We start from the raw sequence: 15995 nt of genomic DNA on the forward strand, positions 1-15995 counted from the left end.
GAGGTCATGAATATGGATCTGACACAGCGGATTCAGCACTATTACAAAAGCATGAGCAAGGGTCAAAAGATCATTGCGGAATACATCCTGACCCATTACGATAAGGCCGCTTTCATGACCGCTTCCAAACTGGGTCACACGGTGGGTGTGAGCGAATCCACGGTGGTGCGCTTCGCCCTGATTTTGGGCTACGAGGGCTATCCCAAGCTTCAGCGTGCCTTGCAGGAGCTCATTCGCAACAAACTGACCACGGTCCAGCGCATGGAACTTTCCGAAGGCATGGAATCCTCCAACATTCTGGAGTCTGTGCTGAAAAAAGATATGAACAACATCCGTATGTCCATTGAAGAACTGGATAAAAAAGCTTTTCAAGACGTGGTGGAAAGCATCTTCGAAGCAAAGAACGTCTATATCCTGGGCCTTCGCAGCTCTTCGGTGCTGGCACAGTTTTTGGGATATTATCTCAACTATGCGCTGGACAATATCAAGGTCGTAACTTCCGGGGTCAGCGACATCTTCGACCAGATGGCCCGTATCGGGCCCAAGGATCTGCTCATCTGTATCAGTTTCCCCCGGTATGCAACCCGCGCTTTGGAGGGGCTCAAATTTGCCAAGCAAAATGAAGCGCAAACCGTGGCCATCACGGACAGCCAGCTCTCGCCTTTAAAGGAGCACGCCGATATCTGTCTTACCGCCCACAGCGATATGGCCTCCTACGTGGATTCGCTGGTCGCGCCTCTCAGCCTGCTGAACGCTCTGGTGGTCGCGGTGGCCAATCGAAAGAAGGGCGATCTCACTTCCCATTTCTCCAACTTGGAGGCGATTTGGAATCAGTATGGCGTATATATGGGGAAGGATTACACCCTGGATGAATAGAAGCATTGCCGTCATCGGCGGGGGAGCGGCGGGAATGCTTGCCGCCTATGCCGCCGCCCAGTCCGGCGCTGAGGTGACCTTGTTTGAGGCCAACGAAAAGCTGGGCAAGAAACTTTATATCACCGGCAAAGGGCGCTGCAATGTGACCAGTGCCGTTCCTCCGGAGGACTTTTTAAAGGAGATTCCCCATCATGGGAAATTTCTCTACAGCGCCTTTGCCGCTTTCAATAATGAGGATTTGATGACTCTTTTGGAAAAGACCGGCGTCCCTCTCAAGGTGGAGCGTGGGATGCGGGTCTTTCCCCAGTCGGATAAGTCCAGCGATATCATTCGCGCTCTCGAGCGGCTTTTGGGGAAAAGCGGTGTAAAGGTTCGGCTCCGCACCCCTGTAAAAGCCATATGGATGGAGGAGGGCGGCCTTCGCGGCATTGAGCTTGCCGGAAAGCGCCTCGCCTTTGACCGGGTGATCGTGGCCACGGGCGGCGTGTCCTATCCCGCCACCGGTTCCACCGGCGAGGGGCATCGGATGCTGGCCCGCTGCGGCCAAAAAATCACCGAGCTCTATCCCAGCCTCGTGCCCATAGAAACGGCGGAGAGCTGGCCTAGAAGGCTCCAGGGTCTCGCTTTGAAGAATGTTAGGCTCCATGTTCGAGAGGGGAAGAAAAACCTTTACAACGAGCTTGGAGAGCTGTTGTTCACCCATTTTGGCATCTCCGGGCCGCTGGTCCTCACCGCGTCCTCCCATACGGCGGGCCGGGCGCTTGGGGGAATTCAAATGGAGATCGATATGAAGCCGGCCCTTTCGGCGGAGCAGTTGGACCGCCGTCTGGTCCGGGATTTTGAGTCCCAGGCCCGGCGCCAGTTTCAAAATGCACTGGACGGTCTCATGCCAAAGAGCATGGTACCGGTGCTGGTGGAGCTTTCCGGCATCTCCGGAAGCAAGCCGGTCCATCAAATCTCGAAAGGGGAGCGGGAATCCCTGGTCGCCCTGCTGAAGGGACTGCGGCTCACGCCGAAGGCCTTTCGCCCCTTTACGGAAGCGATCATTACTCGGGGAGGCGTGGATGTCCGTGAGATCCGGCCGGCCACCATGGAATCCAAAACCATACCCGGGCTTTATGTGTGCGGCGAACTACTGGATGTCGACGGCTACACCGGCGGCTTCAATCTCCAGATCGCCTTCACAACAGGCTATGCGGCCGGAACTCATGCGGCAAAGGGGGAGGAGAAATGAACGTATCCGCCCTTTGGGGATCGGTGGGCGTGGAAAGAAACATCCCGGAGGATATCTGGTATGCCGCTGGCCTGTTGGTCAGCGAGCTTTTGGAAAAAAATGCTTTGACGGGGACGGATGTGGTGAGCGTGCAGTTTACTGCTACCATGGACCTCGATGCTGCTTATCCAGGCGAGGCTTTGCGGGAGCTGGGACTCACCAAAATTCCCGTGCTGTCGGCCCAGCAAATGGAAATCCCCGGCGGAGAAAAGCAGATGCTGCGGGTGCTCATCCATGTTTGCGGCGAAGCCCGCGCTCCCTTTCTTCGGCTGCCCAGGGTCTCGGCACCCAATCAAACTTTGGAGGGATGGGAATGATGGCTGAAAATATTGCAGTCGCGCTGGACGGTCCAGGAGGATCAGGGAAATCCACCATCGCGAAGATGCTGGCTAAGCGCCTTGGCAGCATCTATCTGGATACGGGGGCGATGTACCGCACCTTTGCGCTCAAAGTGCTCCGCTCCGGCCTGAACAAGTCGGACCGCTCGGGTATTTTGAAGATACTTGATGAAACAAAGGTCGATGTGGCCTTTGAAAACGGGGAGCAGCGGATGCTGCTTGACGGAGAGGATGTCACCGGGCTCATCCGGGAACCGGACGTAACGGAATGGGCGTCCTTCGTGGCTTCCATTCCCGAAGTCCGCTTGAAGCTGGTGGAGCTCCAGCGCGAGGTGTCCAAGCGGGTCAGCATCGTCATGGACGGCCGGGATATCGGTACCTATGTGCTGCCCCACGCGCAGTACAAATTCTTTTTGACCGCCTCCCCGGAGGTGCGGGCAAAGCGGCGGTATGACGAATCTCTGGCCAAGGGGATGACGGTAAGTTACAGCGAGATCTATGAAGCGCTGGCAGCCCGGGACGCGCAGGACAGCGGCCGGGATTTTGCGCCCCTCAGGCAGGCCGAGGATGCCATCTTGATTGATACCGGCATGCTTACGCCCGGCGAAGTGATGGAAACCATTCTTCGCCACATGAACCGCTGAAGGGAGGCCATGCATCATGTATAAATTAGCGCAGATCCTGCTATGGCCCTTTTTCCATTTGTTCTTTCTGCTCAGGCAGACGGGCAAAGAGCATCTGCCCAAAAAAGGCAAAGTCATTGTGATCTGCAACCATATCAGCGTGCTTGATCCCATCACGCTGGGCGTCACACTGCCCCGGCCCATCCACTTCATGGCCAAGATCGAGCTGTTTAAGAATCCCTTGATCGCAAAGCTGCTGAGATCGCTCAACGCTTTTCCTGTAGACCGTTCCCGGGGCGATGTGGCTTCCATCAAGAAGGCGATCTCCATTTTGTCCGAGGAGAAGGTCTTTGGTATCTTTCCCGAAGGTACCCGAGGCGCCGGCGCCATGAAGGAGGGCGCGGCCATGATCGCTTTAAAGAGCGAAGCTCCGGTGGTGCCCGTCTACATTGAGGGCCGCTACAAGCTCTTCCGGCCCATGAAGGTATGGGTGGGGGAGGCCATACAGCCGCCGCCTCTTGAGGGCCGTTTAAAGGAGCAGGTGGACGCTTTTGCGCCGGTCATTGCCCATGCAGTGGAAAAGTTAGAAAAAAACTCCGGTAAAATCCTATGATTTTTTGAAAAAAGAAGGATTTAATCCCTGGATAGCGAAAAATAGAAAAGTAGTTTGTTGTGTTGTAGGAGACTAGAGTACATTTGGACATTCGTGTAGCACAGCACGCCGGCTTCTGTTTTGGAGTCAAACGTGCAACCCAGACGGTCTTTGACCTTCTCGCCTCGGGCGAAGAAAAAGTATTTACTTTGGGGCCGCTCATCCATAACGCCAGTGCCGTCAAGACGCTGGAGGAAAAGGGTGTAGGGGTTCTTCAGTCGTTGGACGAGTGGACGGAAGGCCGCGTCGTCATCCGTTCCCATGGCGTGGGACCGGAAGTTTATCAGAAGGCGGAAGCCATGGGCATTCCGCTTATCGATGCCACGTGTCCGGATGTGAAACGCATTCACCGGACGGTGGCTGAAAAGTATGCCGAAGGGTATCCCATCATCATTCTCGGTAAACCCGATCATCCAGAGGTCATCGGCACCAATGGATGGTGCGGCAACACCGCTGTCATTATCTCTGACGCGTCCCAACTGGATGGTTTAGCGTTGCCGGATAAAGCCTGTGTGGTTGCACAGACCACCTTAATGCGGCAAAAATGGGATGCGATCATCGAACCCCTCAAAGAGCGTATTTCGAATTTATATATTGTGGACACCATCTGTCCCACCACGACGCAGCGCCAGTGTGAAGCGCAGGCGCTTGCGGAAAATATGGATGCTATGCTGGTGATCGGCGGCAAAAACAGCGCCAATACCGCCAGCTTGTTTCAGGTTTGCCAAAAACACTGTTCGCAGGTTTATCTCATCGAAGGTGTTTCGGACATTCCCTGGACGGCACTCAAAAATTTGCAGAAGATCGGTATCGTAGCGGGCGCTTCGACACCTGATTGGATAATTAAGGAGGTTTATTCAAAGATGAGTGAGCAGGAAAAAATGGGCCAACTGAACGAGGAGGAGGTCAAAGTTCAAAACGCTGAGCCGGAAACGGTCAGTGAAGCCGCGGCGGCTCCCGAAGCTGCACCCGAGACTGAAGAGGCGGCTGAAAAAGCCAAGCAGGACGCCGATGCCAGCTTCATGGAAGATGTAGAAAAGACCATGGTGACCATCAAAAACGGCCAGCTGATCAAGGGCGTGGTTGTGCAGGTGACCGATGATGAGGTCTGTGTGAATATTGGCTACAAGTCCGACGGTTTCATCCCGAGAAACGAACTGAGCGTGGATAACGACGTGGTGCCTTCCGAGATGGTGAAGGTGGGCGACGAGATTGAAGTGGAAATTCTCAAGGTGAACGACGGCGAGGGCAACGTCCTTCTTTCCAAGAAAAACGTGGACCAGCGTAAAAACTGGAACGAGCTTGTAACGCTCTTTGAGAGCGAAACCGAGGTCGAGGGCATCGGCAAAGAGGTGGTCAAGGGCGGTCTTATTGCCAATGTTATGGGCATCCGCGCTTTCATTCCCGCCTCCCACCTCAATACTCGTTATGTGGAGAAGATCGAAAGCTATGTGGGTCAGCCCCTCCGCCTTCGTATCATCGAGCTGGACCGCAACAAGCGCCGCGTGGTGGCTTCCCAGAAGCTGGTGCTGCTGGCCGAAGCTGAAAAGAAAAAGAAGGAGCTTTGGGACAAGCTGGTGGTGGGCGAGAAGGTCAAGGGTATTGTCCGCCGCTTGACCGACTTCGGTGCATTCGTGGATATCGGAGGCCTGGATGGTCTTATTCATATCGGAGATCTGTCCTGGGGCCGTGTCCGCCATCCCTCCGATGTGATTCATATCGGAGACGAGGTGGAAGTGCTTATCCTGGCTCTGGATACCGAGCGCGAGCGCATTTCCCTGGGCTACAAGCAGACCCTTCCCAAGCCCTGGGAGACCGCGGAATCCAAGTACATCGTCGGTTCCGTGGTAGAAGGTAAAGTTGTCCGTATTGTAACCTTCGGTGCCTTTGTGGAGCTGGAGCCCGGCCTGGACGGCCTTGTACACATCTCCCAGATTGCCCGTGAACGGATCAACAAGGTGGAAGATGTGCTGCAGGTGGGTCAGATGGTTTCCGTCAAGATTCTGGATGTGGATGCTCAGAACAAGCGCATCAGCCTCAGCATCAAGGAGACCCTGCCTGAAGCCCCTGTGTCTGAAGCGGAAGCGGCCCCTGAAGAGGAGTCTCATCAGGAGTACTATCATCAAGATGAAGTGCACACCGTAACCATCGGTGACATGATCCAGCAGAAGATGCAGGAAGCTGCCGCGGACGAGAACGAAAACTAATTTTAAAAGTTTTTGATTCGAATGTATAAAATGCGGTGTAGGGGACATAATGAAATTGACCTCACAAACACATTGAAACCCCCTTACCGTTGGGCTGCACCAAAAGTGCAGCCCTCTTTCTTTTTATAGTTGAATCTGAGCGGCGCAAAAGATATAATGGGAATATGTGTGATGAACGAATTACCCACCCCTTGGGGCCGGTGGTGGATGCAAGAAGCCGGGTGCTCATTCTGGGCACCATGCCCTCCGTGGCTTCCTTGGAGCGTAAACAATACTATGGGCACAAGCGAAATCAGTTCTGGCCCATGATCTTTACGTTGATGGACAAACCTCCGGAGGAGGCGTATGACCGGAGAATTGCCTTTGCTCTGCAGCAAGGCATTGCCATTTGGGATGTGGTGGCTAGCTGTGTCCGGCCCGGAAGCTTGGACAGTCATATTCGGGATGTTATTCCCAATAATTTTGATGGCTTTTTTGAGAGCTGGCCCGGCCTAAGGAGAGTATTTTTCAATGGTGCATCGGCTTTACAGCTTTTTAAGCGCCATGTAGGGCTCGCAGTTTTGAAGGATCTGCCCTTCACGCTTCTTCCGTCCACCAGTCCAGCCTATACTTTGCCCTTTGAACAAAAGCTGCAGGCCTGGGTACAGGTCAAAATTGAATTGGAAAAGGAGATGTAAAGCATGGCCCGAATTGGATTTATCGGTGCAGGAAATATGGCGGAAGCTATCATTCGTGGTATCTTAGGAAACAGGCTTTATGCTGGTCATGAGATTCTCGTCTATGATGCCAATCCCCAACGAATGGATTACATGGTGGAGACCTACAAAGTGGTCCCCGCTGCAAGCAATGAGGAAATGGCGGAACGCGCCGCTCTTCTCGTCCTCGCTGTCAAACCCCAGGTAGCGCCTTCAGTTTTGCCCTCGGTAGCGCCCCATATCGATGGGGACCAAAGCATTGTATCCATCCTCGCCGGCTGGAGCCTTGAGACGCTGAGGGGGTATTTCCGCAAAGGCTCTTTGGTCCGCGTCATGCCCAACATGCCAGCCCTGGTGGGGCAGGGGATGAGTGCCATCAGTTTTGAACCCTCCGCAAGCGAAGCGTTAAAGAAGACAGTACTGGATATCTTTGCTGCAACCGGTGAGGTGGAAGTGCTCCCTGAGCATCAGCTGGATGCCGCTGGCGCCCTCAGCGGAAGCGGGCCCGCCTACGTGGCCTGCTTTATGGAGGCTTTAGCTGATGCTGGTGTGCGGGAGGGATTGCCTCGGGCTACGGCCTATCGCCTGGCCGCTCAGACTCTGAAAGGCACTGCCGCCGTACAGCTGGAAACGGGCAAACTGCCGGCGGAAATCAAGGATATGGTCTGTTCGCCTGGCGGTACCAGCATTGTGGGTGTCTATGAACTGGAAAGAGGCCGTATGCGCGCCGCGGTGATCGACGCCGTGCATGGTGCCGTGCTTCGCACCAAGGAATTATAGAAATATTTACCAGATAGGGGAACTATGAAAGAAGTTGTACTGTATACCGACGGTGCATGTTCCGGAAATCCGGGACCGGGGGGCTGGTGCGCCATCCTTTTATATGGAAGTCATGAAAAGCAGTTGGATGGATATGTGAAGGAAACCACCAACAACCGAATGGAACTGTTTGCGGCGATTCAGGGTCTCGAAGCTCTAAAAGAACCGTGCAGAGTGAAGCTATACAGCGATAGTGCCTACCTGATCAATGCCTTTGAAAAACGATGGATTGTGGCCTGGCAGCGGAACGGCTGGAAAACCTCGCAGAAGAAGCCCGTGGAGAATCAGGATCTTTGGCGGCTGCTCATTCATTATGCGGCTGTGCACAATATCGAATGGATCAAGGTCAAGGGCCATGCTGACAACGCATACAACAATCGCTGTGACCAGGTGGCTGTCCAAAATATTAAGGATCACCGGGCTGTCGAATAAACGGGGGATGGTTCCGGTCTTTTGGGGATATATAGTACTATTCGTAAAAGAAAAGTTTTACGAATAGTAAGGGGTATTTTGAGCCTAAAAAGGACCGCATATGAAGCGCAATGCTTCGATGCAGTCCTTTTTTGTTCAGGAATCAATACTGACTGGCAATATTCTTCACCGTCTTGGATGCTGTGTAAGGTGTTCCGTAGATCTCGCTGTGCCATTTCTCCACACTGCCCGTCAAGTCTTTCGGAACAAAGTACCAAACCTTATTGATCATCTTGCCACTGCCATCGTCTGTAAGCGGCAGCTGACTTTGCTCGATATTCTTCATGCCCGCCAATGCCGATTTACCCATGCTTAAGATTTCCGTAAAGGACAAACTGGTCTGTACATTGGGTAAGCATTTTTCTGCCACGCTGGCCAGTTTGGTCACGCCCAAATTTTTAACTTCATTAAATGCTTGGATCATGACCGTCCGTTGCCGCTCCATGCGTTCATAATCACCATTACCCACCATACGAATCCGCATGTAGGCTACGGCCTGCCGTCCGTTCAGCGTCTGCTGGCCCGCTCCGCTGATCCCTGCAACAGATTGGACACTTGTACTGGGCGCCTTTGAATTCAATTCGCTTATAGTAACATTTAATTCTTTAACCTCATAATCCTTCACATTGACTTCCACGCCGCCAATGCTGTCGATAATCGATTCCACAGCCCAAAAATTCATAGTTACATATTCAGTAATGTTTAAGTCAAAATTTCGATTAAGGGTCTGAATGGCTAGCGCAGCCCCGCCATAGGCATAGGCATGGGTCATCTTATCAAGACCGTGCCCAGGAATTTCCACATAGCAGTCCCGAGGGACCGAAGTGAGTGTCATCTTTCCGTTGGCCTCGTCCACCGATACGATCATTACCACATCGGAACGCGTGTTCTCGTATGTGGTGCCGCGGGTATCCACCCCAAAAACGGCAAAATTCTTCACCCCGCCGGTTTTTGCTTTGGCCTCCTCACTGATGGATGATACAATAGCCTGATTCTCTTCACTGGAATATTCCACATGACGGTCGCCTACAATCTTATATACATAATAGAACAAACCCGCACACGCCAGGACAAGCACCGCAAGTATCCCGCCCAGAACGCGCATCAACGTATGTCGCCGCATGTTATTTTGTCCCCTTTCTCCAAGATTCTTTATATCATAACATAAGAATCAGGCGGTGGCAAATTCGCGGAATCCTCGATTGAACTCAGAATTGACGTTCCCCATAGGATGGATTATAATAAATATTGAGGTGCATTATGTCTACTTATGCAAAGGATGTGAACCGCGAGAAAACGCGGAAACTGCGGGAACTCTTGGAGGAATTGCCGCCTTCCTGCCAGGATTTCATACGCAGTATTGAGCCGCGGACGTCCATACTTACCCGGCTCAATTATTGCTATGATTTACGAATTTTTTTCACTTTCTTAACGGAAAAAATACCGGAATTTCGCCAAAAATCCATGGATTCGATACAAACTTCGGATCTTGACAAGCTGGATATCAATCATATGGAGCTCTATTTGGAATATTTAACCCTATATTCCCGAAATGACCGGGATTTGGAGAACGATGCTTCGGGAAAAAGCAGGAAGCTCGCCTCCCTCCGTTCCTATTTTAAATATCTGTATCAGTTGGAATGGATTGAGCGGGATGTGGCGTCGCTGGCCAATTTCCCCAAGATCCGTCAAAAGCCCATTCTCTATCTGGAGCCCGATGAAGTGGCCAAATTGCTCGATCTTGTGGAATCCGGGGAATCCATGACAGAAACACAGAGACGATATCATCGGAAGACTCGGACCCGGGATCTGGCTCTTTTAACCACGCTGCTGGGAACGGGTATGCGGGTGAGTGAATGCATCGGACTGGACCTCGGGGATGTGGATTTCAATGTGAATGGGCTGCGCATCACCCGTAAGGGCGGCGATCAGCAGATCGTCTATTTCGGTCATGAGGTGGAACAGGCTTTAAAGGATTATCTTGTGGAACGCAATGCCATCACTCCGCTGCCCGGCCACGAAAACGCGCTGTTCCTATCCTCACAGAAAAAACGCATCAATGTCCGGTCCGTGGAAAATCTGGTTAAAAAGTATGCAAGCGTTGCGGCGCCTTTAAAAAAGATCACGCCCCACAAACTTCGCAGCACCTTTGGCACCGCGCTGTATCAAGAGACGAACGATATCTATTTGGTTGCCCAGGTTTTGGGTCACAAGGATGTCAATACCACAAAAAAACACTATGCCGCCACCGATGATGAATCCCTTCGCCGGGCGGCACAAGTGATCAAATTGCGGGATGATGGCGAATAACAGAAAAAATTGGTATATAAAATCCATATCAAACTGTTGTTTGCCTTATCCGTTCATGTTAAAATATTGATGTAAAGATGGCAAGGAGGTCGCCCATGGATAGCTCGAACTTGAAAGGCCAACAGAAAAAGATCCTGGACTACATCCACAGCACGGTGGAAAATCGGGGCTATCCCCCCACCGTTCGTGAGATCTGTTCCGCAGTGGGTCTTAAATCCACATCCACGGTCCATGGACACCTGGATCGTCTGGAAAAGAAGGGCTATATCCGCAGGGATCCCTCCAAACCCCGGGCCATCGAATTATTGGATAATCAAGTGCCAGCCGTTCCTGTCTATGTCCCCGTGGTGGGCAAGATTGCGGCCGGTACGCCCATTCTCGCTCTGGAAAACATCGAAGAATACATGCCCTTTCCCAAATCGATGGTTCCGGAAGAATCCTTTGTGCTGAGCGTTATGGGCGAAAGCATGATTGAAGCGGGTATCCTGCCGGGCGATTATGTGGTGGTTCGTCCCCAGCCCACGGCTGAAAATGGTGATATCGTGGCCGCACTGATCGATCAGGAAGCTACCGTCAAGCGCTTCTATCGGGAAAAGGATCATATCCGTCTGCAGCCCGAGAACAGCGCTATGGAACCCCTTCTGGTCAAAGAGGTGGAAATTTTGGGTAAGGTTATCGGTCTATTCCGCAGTATCCTGTAAATAAATTTAAAGACGGCATCCCTGCCGTCTTTTTTTGTTTAAGCGTTTGTCATCGACTCGGCTATAAAATAAGGACAAACGTTCCAATCGTGATCAAAATGCCGCCGATAACGGTCTTTATCGTGACGGCCTCATGGAGCACCACAAAAGCCAGCACCATACTGATCACCACACTGAATTTGTCAATGGGTACAACCTTGGAGGCTTCCCCCATCTGCAGCGCCTTGTAGTAGAACAGCCAGGACAGGCCCGTTGCTAGACCGGACAGAATGAGGAACATCCAGCTCTTTCCCGTGATTTCCGTGATGCCCGCCTGAGTGCCTGTGATGAACACCAAACCCCAGGCCATAACCAGCACCACCACCGTACGAATGGCTGTAGCCAGATTGGAATTGACGCCCTCGATGCCCATCTTGGCCAAGATGGAGGTCGCTGCCGCAAAAAAGGCGGACAAGAGCGCATAGATCACCCACATTTCAATCTTCCTTCCTGTCGTCTTGACCAAGCCTTCCATCCCCTTTTAAATTTCGATGAGTCCCTCACGGGCCATCCGCTCGAGCACCAGCATGAGAGCCAGCTGAATGTGCTCCAGCGTAAGCCCCCCCTGGAGGTAACCGATATAGGGTTCCTTGATGGGCGCATCCGCACTGAGCTCCAGCGAAGCACCCTGCACAAAGGTTCCCGCCGCCATGATCACAGGATCACCGTAGCCAGGCATGTCCCAGGGCTCGGGCACCACATGGCTGTCAATGGGTGATGCGCTTTGGATGGCCTGGCAGAAGGCGATAAGCTTGTTCCGCTCACCAAAGCGGATAGGCAGAATAATGTCGGAAGGCTCCGCATCGGTATAAACCTCCATGCCCAGTTGCCGGAAGAGGCTAGCCGCTAAGGCCATTCCTTTGAGGCTTTCCCCGACCACATGGGGCGCCAGGAAAAGCCCCTGATAAAAAGGGGTGTAGCCTGCGGCATAGGAGCCCACCTCCGCGCCGATTCCCGGAGCCGTGAGGCGATAGGAGACCTTCTCCACCAAATCCTGCCGGCCCACCACATAGCCGCCGGTGGGCGCAAGGCCGCCGCCCGGATTCTTGATGAGAGAACCGGCCATGAGGTCACAGCCCACTTCCAAAGGCTCAACTCGCTGCGTAAATTCACCGTAGCAGTTGTCCACGATGATGACAGTGTCCGGCAGCACGGAGCGGATCAGCTCCACCACCTTCTTCAGCTCATCCATGCCCAGGGCGGGCCGCCAAGCGTAGCCACGGGAGCGCTGGATAAATACTGCCGCAGGCATTTCGGTCTGCAATTTGCTTCTCAACGCGACCAGGTCAACTTGCCCCTCTCCGGTCATATCCACCTGATCGTAGTCGATACCGTAATCCTTCAGGGAGCCGTTCCCTTCTCCTCCGGATATGCCAATCACTTCTTCCAGCGTATCGTAGGGCCGTCCCGTGGCACTTAAAAGAAGATCGCCCGGCCGAAGCACACCGAAAAGGGCTGCTGCAATGGCATGGGTTCCGGACATAAACTGAGGTCGGACCAGCGCTGCCTCACCGCCAAAAATTTCGCAGAACAACCGTTCCAGCGTCTCCCTGCCCGGATCATCGTAACCGTAGCCGCTTGTGGGCATGAAGTGATGATTGCCTACTCGGAGCTTCTGGAAAGCTGACAGCACCTTGCTCTCATTGTAGAGGGCCAGTCCACCGATTCGGGCCATCTCCGTCCTACAGGACTCCATTGCCCGCTCCATCACAGTTTGTATCGAATTAGAAAAATTAAACATGGCTTTCTCCTTTCCGCACAAAAAAGCCCCTATTCACCATAGGGGCTTTGAGGTTGACACTTATTCTTCGCTGGCACCGGCTCCACTTTCCGCACTGGCGGGCGGCATGAACGAAACAGGTCTTGCAGGCGTGATCGTGGACAGTGCATGTTTATAAATCATCTGTTGCTTACCCTCAATATCCACAATCACAACAAAGTTGTCAAATGCTTTAATAAATCCGCGGAATTGATATCCATTGACCAAATGAATGGTCACGGCAATTCGATCTTTACGAACCTGATTGAGAAACACATCTTGTAAGGAAACTGAACGGTTACCACCCATAAGAGGTTACCTCCTTTTTCTATATGCCTTATTATAGCATTAAAACAGATTCATGGTAAAGGCCAAATTTACAGGTTTTCGTACATCCATGTGGCATTTTCATGAACATTTTTTGTCCCGTCCAGCCAACAAATCCGATCGTCCCGCCGAAACCAGGTAAGCTGTCGTTTAGCAAATCTTCTGCTTTCCCGCTTGACCGTCTCCAGCGCTTCTTCCAGCGTACATTTTCCTTCCAGATAATCGACCAATTCCTTGTAGCCCAACCCCTGCATTGCGGTACTTTCCCGGGAAATACCTTGATTGAACAAGTTTTGAACTTCATTCAGTAGGCCTAGGTCCATCATTTGATCCACACGCCGATTGATTCGATCATACAGAATTTCGCGCTCCATCGTCAAACCGAAAAGGGAGAGATCATAGGGAGATTCCAAGGTGCGGAAATCCTTTGTGAAGCTGGAAAAGGGGCTCCCCGTCAGCGCATAGACCTCCAGGGCCCGTATGGTGCGTCTTGCATCGTTTTCGTGAATTTTAACGGCGTATGCGTGGTCCACATCCATCAGTTTTTTGCGCAGGCTCCGGGAATCCTCTTCCCATTCTTGACTGAGCCGGTCGCGAATTGCGGGGTCACTCTGAACCGCGTCAAATCCCATATCGTAGATGATCGCATTGACGTATAATCCGGAGCCTCCCACCAGAATGGGCATTTTGTTCCGGCTTTGGATATCCGCAATGGTCTGTTGGGCGAGAGCGGCAAACTGCGCTGCGCTGAAGCTTTCCTTCGGATCGAGGACACCCATAAGATGATGGGGAATGCCTTCCCGTTCCGCCATGGCAGGCTGAGCAGTGCCAATCTCCATCCCCCGATAGACCTGCATGGAGTCGGCTGAGACAATCTCTCCTTCGCAAAGATGAGCTAGCGCCACAGCAACGGCTGTCTTGCCGCTGGCCGTGGGCCCAACAATGGCGACAAGGGGTGTTTTAGACATCACTGAATCCTCTTAAACTTTTTTTCAATATCGGTCCGCGTCATCACGGTAAGGATGGGACGGCCGTGGGGGCAGGTCAATGGCACCTTCTCGCTGAGCACCAGGTCCATCAAATAATTCACCTCATCCCTGCTGAGGGAATCGCCGCCTTTGATTGCCTTTTTACAGGACAGGGTGATAAGCCGGCTGCGCTTGATTTCAAGGGCCGTTGGCCTGCGGCTGTCCATAAGCTCAGCCAAAACGTCATAGAAGAGTTCACGCAGGGGCGGTTCTCCCAGGAGAGCGGGAATAGCGGTAACCCGATAGGAGAATGGCCCAAATTCCTCAAGATCATAACCGATGCCCCGGAGATCCTCCAGGTTTTCCTCCAGTGCGGACTTCTCAGGTGCACTGAGCTCCAGGATATAGGGCACCAGCAGCGGCTGGGCATCCACCGAACCCTTGGCCATCTCGGCTGTGAACTTTTCATAGAGAATACGCTCATGTGCGGCATGCTGATCAATAATGTAGAGATAATCTCCCTTCTCCACAATAAGATAAGTCAAAAAGGCCTGACCAATAAGCCGATGAGGCGCATCCGAAAAGAGATTTTCCTTGGCCGTGAGCGGAGCCAGCAAAGGTTCTGCCGCTTCTCTGACCGTCACGGCAGCTGCCTCTCCCATTTCACTCTTCAAGGGCTGCATGAGCGTATCCAAAATCCTGATTGGAATCTCGCTGCGGACATCCTCAATTGTGTTTGCGTCCCGTGTATCAGTTTGAATATTATACGTTTTGAATTCAGTCCGGGTTGAGCGATGATTATCCTTGGGCCTCGTCAGCATTGCCTCATTCTTTGGATTACCTGCAGCCGCCGTTGGCGGTGCCACCCTAAACTTTGGCTGTTCCCGATCATAACGCTGGCTTCCAAAAGCCGGGCGGTCCATGGCGGCCGCCAACGGTTCCTGGCTCTGAATCGCTTTCCGCACCGCCTGCATGACCATTTCGCGGATGAATCGTTCGTCCTTGAAACGCACCTCCAGCTTGCCCGGATGAACGTTCACATCCACCTGGTCCAGCGGCAGACGGATATTGAGCACGCAAAAAGGGTAGCGGTTGATGGTCAGATGGGTCTGATAGGCGGCCTCCAGAGCCTGGGAGAGCAGCGCGCTTCGCACATATCTCCCATTGATGAAGAAGGTTTGATGGGTTCGGTTGCCCCGGGCAATATCCGATCCCCCCACATAACCTTCCACCCGTACGCCGCTCTGCGTCTCATCCACCTTCATCAGGGATGCAAAAACATTCTTGCCATAGACCACATAGATGGCGTTTTTAAGATCGCCGTCCCCATAGCTTTGATAGAGCGTCTTGCCCCCCGTGACCACTCTGAAGGCCACCTCCGGGTGGGACAGAATAAGCCGCTGGGCCAGGTCGCAAACGGCAGTGGCCTCGGCGGAAGGCTTCTTTAAGAACTTCCGCCGAGCAGGCGTATTAAAGAACAGATCTTCCACCGTGATGGCGGTTCCCACCGGGCATCCAACAGGCCCTTCATCCTTTATTTCACCGCCCTCCAAGGCGTAGCGAAACCCCGTTTCTCCATCCTTCGTCCGGGTGAGCAGGGTGAGCCGGGAAACGGAGGCGATACTGGCCAAAGCCTCGCCGCGAAATCCAAGGGTCGCAATGGACATGAGGTCGTTTTCGCTTTCAATCTTGCTGGTGGCATGGCGCAAAAACGCCTTGGGCACCTCGCCCTGGGGAATCCCCCAGCCGTTATCGGTCACCCGAAGGTATTCAATGCCGCCCTCGCGAATCTCCAAGGTAATGGCCGTCGCTCCAGCGTCCAGAGCGTTCTCCATCAGCTCTTTGGCCACCGAGGCGGGACGTTCCACCACCTCGCCCGCGGCGATCTGATTGGCAGTTTGTGTGGATAGGATATGGATGATCTGCTGCAATGTTGC

The 15995-nt window shown here is 53.0% G+C and carries 17 protein-coding genes; 11 read left to right on the forward strand and 6 right to left on the reverse strand.

The genetic code is table 11. The features are described from left to right. Positions 1-6: 6 nt before the first annotated feature. From H8696_RS04970 to rnhA, 9 genes are all read left to right on the forward strand, one after another. Positions 7-876, forward strand: coding sequence for a MurR/RpiR family transcriptional regulator (locus H8696_RS04970; RefSeq protein WP_249315390.1), 870 nt, complete (start codon positions 7-9; stop codon positions 874-876). Further along, complete coding sequence (locus H8696_RS04975; RefSeq protein ID WP_249315392.1) at positions 869-2110, forward strand: BaiN/RdsA family NAD(P)/FAD-dependent oxidoreductase; 1242 nt, start codon at positions 869-871, stop codon at positions 2108-2110. The genes H8696_RS04970 and H8696_RS04975 overlap by 8 nt, the downstream gene beginning before the upstream one ends. Further along, complete coding sequence (locus H8696_RS04980; protein ID WP_249315394.1) at positions 2107-2466, forward strand: chorismate mutase; 360 nt, start codon at positions 2107-2109, stop codon at positions 2464-2466. Before H8696_RS04975 ends, H8696_RS04980 begins: the two co-directional genes overlap by 4 nt. Next, entirely contained in the window at positions 2463-3131 is a 669-nt protein-coding gene (cmk, locus tag H8696_RS04985; protein ID WP_330605338.1) for a (d)CMP kinase, read from the forward strand. The genes H8696_RS04980 and cmk overlap by 4 nt, the downstream gene beginning before the upstream one ends. Before the next feature lie 16 nt (positions 3132-3147). Next, positions 3148-3723: a lysophospholipid acyltransferase family protein gene (locus H8696_RS04990; RefSeq protein ID WP_249315396.1), complete on the forward strand. Its 576-nt coding sequence runs from the start codon at positions 3148-3150 to the stop codon at positions 3721-3723. An 83-nt stretch (positions 3724-3806) separates the two neighbouring features. Next, positions 3807-5969, forward strand: coding sequence for a bifunctional 4-hydroxy-3-methylbut-2-enyl diphosphate reductase/30S ribosomal protein S1 (locus tag H8696_RS04995; RefSeq protein WP_249315398.1), 2163 nt, complete (start codon positions 3807-3809; stop codon positions 5967-5969). Positions 5970-6172: 203 nt separating this feature from the next. Beyond that, positions 6173-6646: a DNA-deoxyinosine glycosylase gene (locus H8696_RS05000; RefSeq protein ID WP_249315399.1), complete on the forward strand. Its 474-nt coding sequence runs from the start codon at positions 6173-6175 to the stop codon at positions 6644-6646. Between the two features lie 3 nt (positions 6647-6649). Then, a complete protein-coding gene (proC, locus tag H8696_RS05005) occupies positions 6650-7444 on the forward strand; it encodes a pyrroline-5-carboxylate reductase (protein WP_249315400.1) in 795 nt (264 codons plus the stop codon). Positions 7445-7468: 24 nt separating this feature from the next. After that, complete coding sequence (gene rnhA / locus H8696_RS05010; RefSeq protein ID WP_249315404.1) at positions 7469-7915, forward strand: ribonuclease HI; 447 nt, start codon at positions 7469-7471, stop codon at positions 7913-7915. Between the two features lie 142 nt (positions 7916-8057). Here rnhA and H8696_RS05015 read toward each other — a convergent pair whose 3' ends face one another. Beyond that, positions 8058-9077 (reverse strand): LCP family protein, encoded by a 1020-nt coding sequence (locus H8696_RS05015; protein WP_249315406.1) that lies wholly within the window; start codon positions 9075-9077, stop codon positions 8058-8060. A 137-nt stretch (positions 9078-9214) separates the two neighbouring features. Here H8696_RS05015 and H8696_RS05020 point away from each other — a divergent pair, with 137 nt between their 5' ends. After that, positions 9215-10264 (forward strand): tyrosine-type recombinase/integrase, encoded by a 1050-nt coding sequence (locus H8696_RS05020; RefSeq protein ID WP_249315408.1) that lies wholly within the window; start codon positions 9215-9217, stop codon positions 10262-10264. Positions 10265-10359: 95 nt separating this feature from the next. Next, on the forward strand, positions 10360-10965 hold the full coding sequence (lexA, locus tag H8696_RS05025) for a transcriptional repressor LexA (protein WP_249315414.1): 606 nt from the start codon (positions 10360-10362) through the stop codon (positions 10963-10965). Between the two features lie 61 nt (positions 10966-11026). Here lexA and H8696_RS05030 read toward each other — a convergent pair whose 3' ends face one another. The 5 genes from H8696_RS05030 to mutL form a co-directional block, all read right to left on the reverse strand. Further along, a complete protein-coding gene (locus H8696_RS05030; RefSeq protein ID WP_249315417.1) occupies positions 11027-11440 on the reverse strand; it encodes an EamA family transporter in 414 nt (137 codons plus the stop codon). Positions 11441-11485: 45 nt separating this feature from the next. Further along, positions 11486-12745, reverse strand: a complete 1260-nt coding sequence (locus H8696_RS05035; protein WP_330605342.1) for a methionine gamma-lyase family protein — start codon at positions 12743-12745, stop codon at positions 11486-11488. A 60-nt stretch (positions 12746-12805) separates the two neighbouring features. Beyond that, positions 12806-13072: an RNA chaperone Hfq gene (gene hfq / locus H8696_RS05040; RefSeq protein ID WP_249315421.1), complete on the reverse strand. Its 267-nt coding sequence runs from the start codon at positions 13070-13072 to the stop codon at positions 12806-12808. A 68-nt stretch (positions 13073-13140) separates the two neighbouring features. Further along, on the reverse strand, positions 13141-14058 hold the full coding sequence (gene miaA, locus H8696_RS05045; RefSeq protein ID WP_249315423.1) for a tRNA (adenosine(37)-N6)-dimethylallyltransferase MiaA: 918 nt from the start codon (positions 14056-14058) through the stop codon (positions 13141-13143). Further along, positions 14058-15989, reverse strand: coding sequence for a DNA mismatch repair endonuclease MutL (gene mutL, locus H8696_RS05050; RefSeq protein WP_249315425.1), 1932 nt, complete (start codon positions 15987-15989; stop codon positions 14058-14060). The genes miaA and mutL overlap by 1 nt, the downstream gene beginning before the upstream one ends. Positions 15990-15995 lie beyond the last annotated feature (6 nt).

The organism is Gehongia tenuis (assembly GCF_014384795.1).
Lineage (GTDB): Bacteria > Bacillota > Clostridia > Christensenellales > NSJ-53 > Gehongia > Gehongia tenuis.

Excerpts from the sequence above, each read along its gene's own strand:
- H8696_RS04970 (WP_249315390.1), top strand. The coding sequence starts at position 7 with ATGAATATGGATCTGACACAGCGGATTCAGCACTATTACAAAAGCATG.
- H8696_RS04975 (WP_249315392.1), top strand. The coding sequence starts at position 869 with ATGAATAGAAGCATTGCCGTCATCGGCGGGGGAGCGGCGGGAATGCTT.
- H8696_RS04980 (WP_249315394.1), top strand. The coding sequence starts at position 2,107 with ATGAACGTATCCGCCCTTTGGGGATCGGTGGGCGTGGAAAGAAACATC.
- cmk (WP_330605338.1), top strand. The coding sequence starts at position 2,463 with ATGATGGCTGAAAATATTGCAGTCGCGCTGGACGGTCCAGGAGGATCA.
- H8696_RS04990 (WP_249315396.1), top strand. The coding sequence starts at position 3,148 with ATGTATAAATTAGCGCAGATCCTGCTATGGCCCTTTTTCCATTTGTTC.
- proC (WP_249315400.1), top strand. The coding sequence starts at position 6,650 with ATGGCCCGAATTGGATTTATCGGTGCAGGAAATATGGCGGAAGCTATC.
- rnhA (WP_249315404.1), top strand. The coding sequence starts at position 7,469 with ATGAAAGAAGTTGTACTGTATACCGACGGTGCATGTTCCGGAAATCCG.
- H8696_RS05015 (WP_249315406.1), bottom strand. The coding sequence starts at position 9,077 with ATGCGGCGACATACGTTGATGCGCGTTCTGGGCGGGATACTTGCGGTG.
- H8696_RS05020 (WP_249315408.1), top strand. The coding sequence starts at position 9,215 with ATGTCTACTTATGCAAAGGATGTGAACCGCGAGAAAACGCGGAAACTG.
- lexA (WP_249315414.1), top strand. The coding sequence starts at position 10,360 with ATGGATAGCTCGAACTTGAAAGGCCAACAGAAAAAGATCCTGGACTAC.
- H8696_RS05030 (WP_249315417.1), bottom strand. The coding sequence starts at position 11,440 with ATGTGGGTGATCTATGCGCTCTTGTCCGCCTTTTTTGCGGCAGCGACC.
- H8696_RS05035 (WP_330605342.1), bottom strand. The coding sequence starts at position 12,745 with ATGTTTAATTTTTCTAATTCGATACAAACTGTGATGGAGCGGGCAATG.
- hfq (WP_249315421.1), bottom strand. The coding sequence starts at position 13,072 with ATGGGTGGTAACCGTTCAGTTTCCTTACAAGATGTGTTTCTCAATCAG.
- miaA (WP_249315423.1), bottom strand. The coding sequence starts at position 14,058 with ATGTCTAAAACACCCCTTGTCGCCATTGTTGGGCCCACGGCCAGCGGC.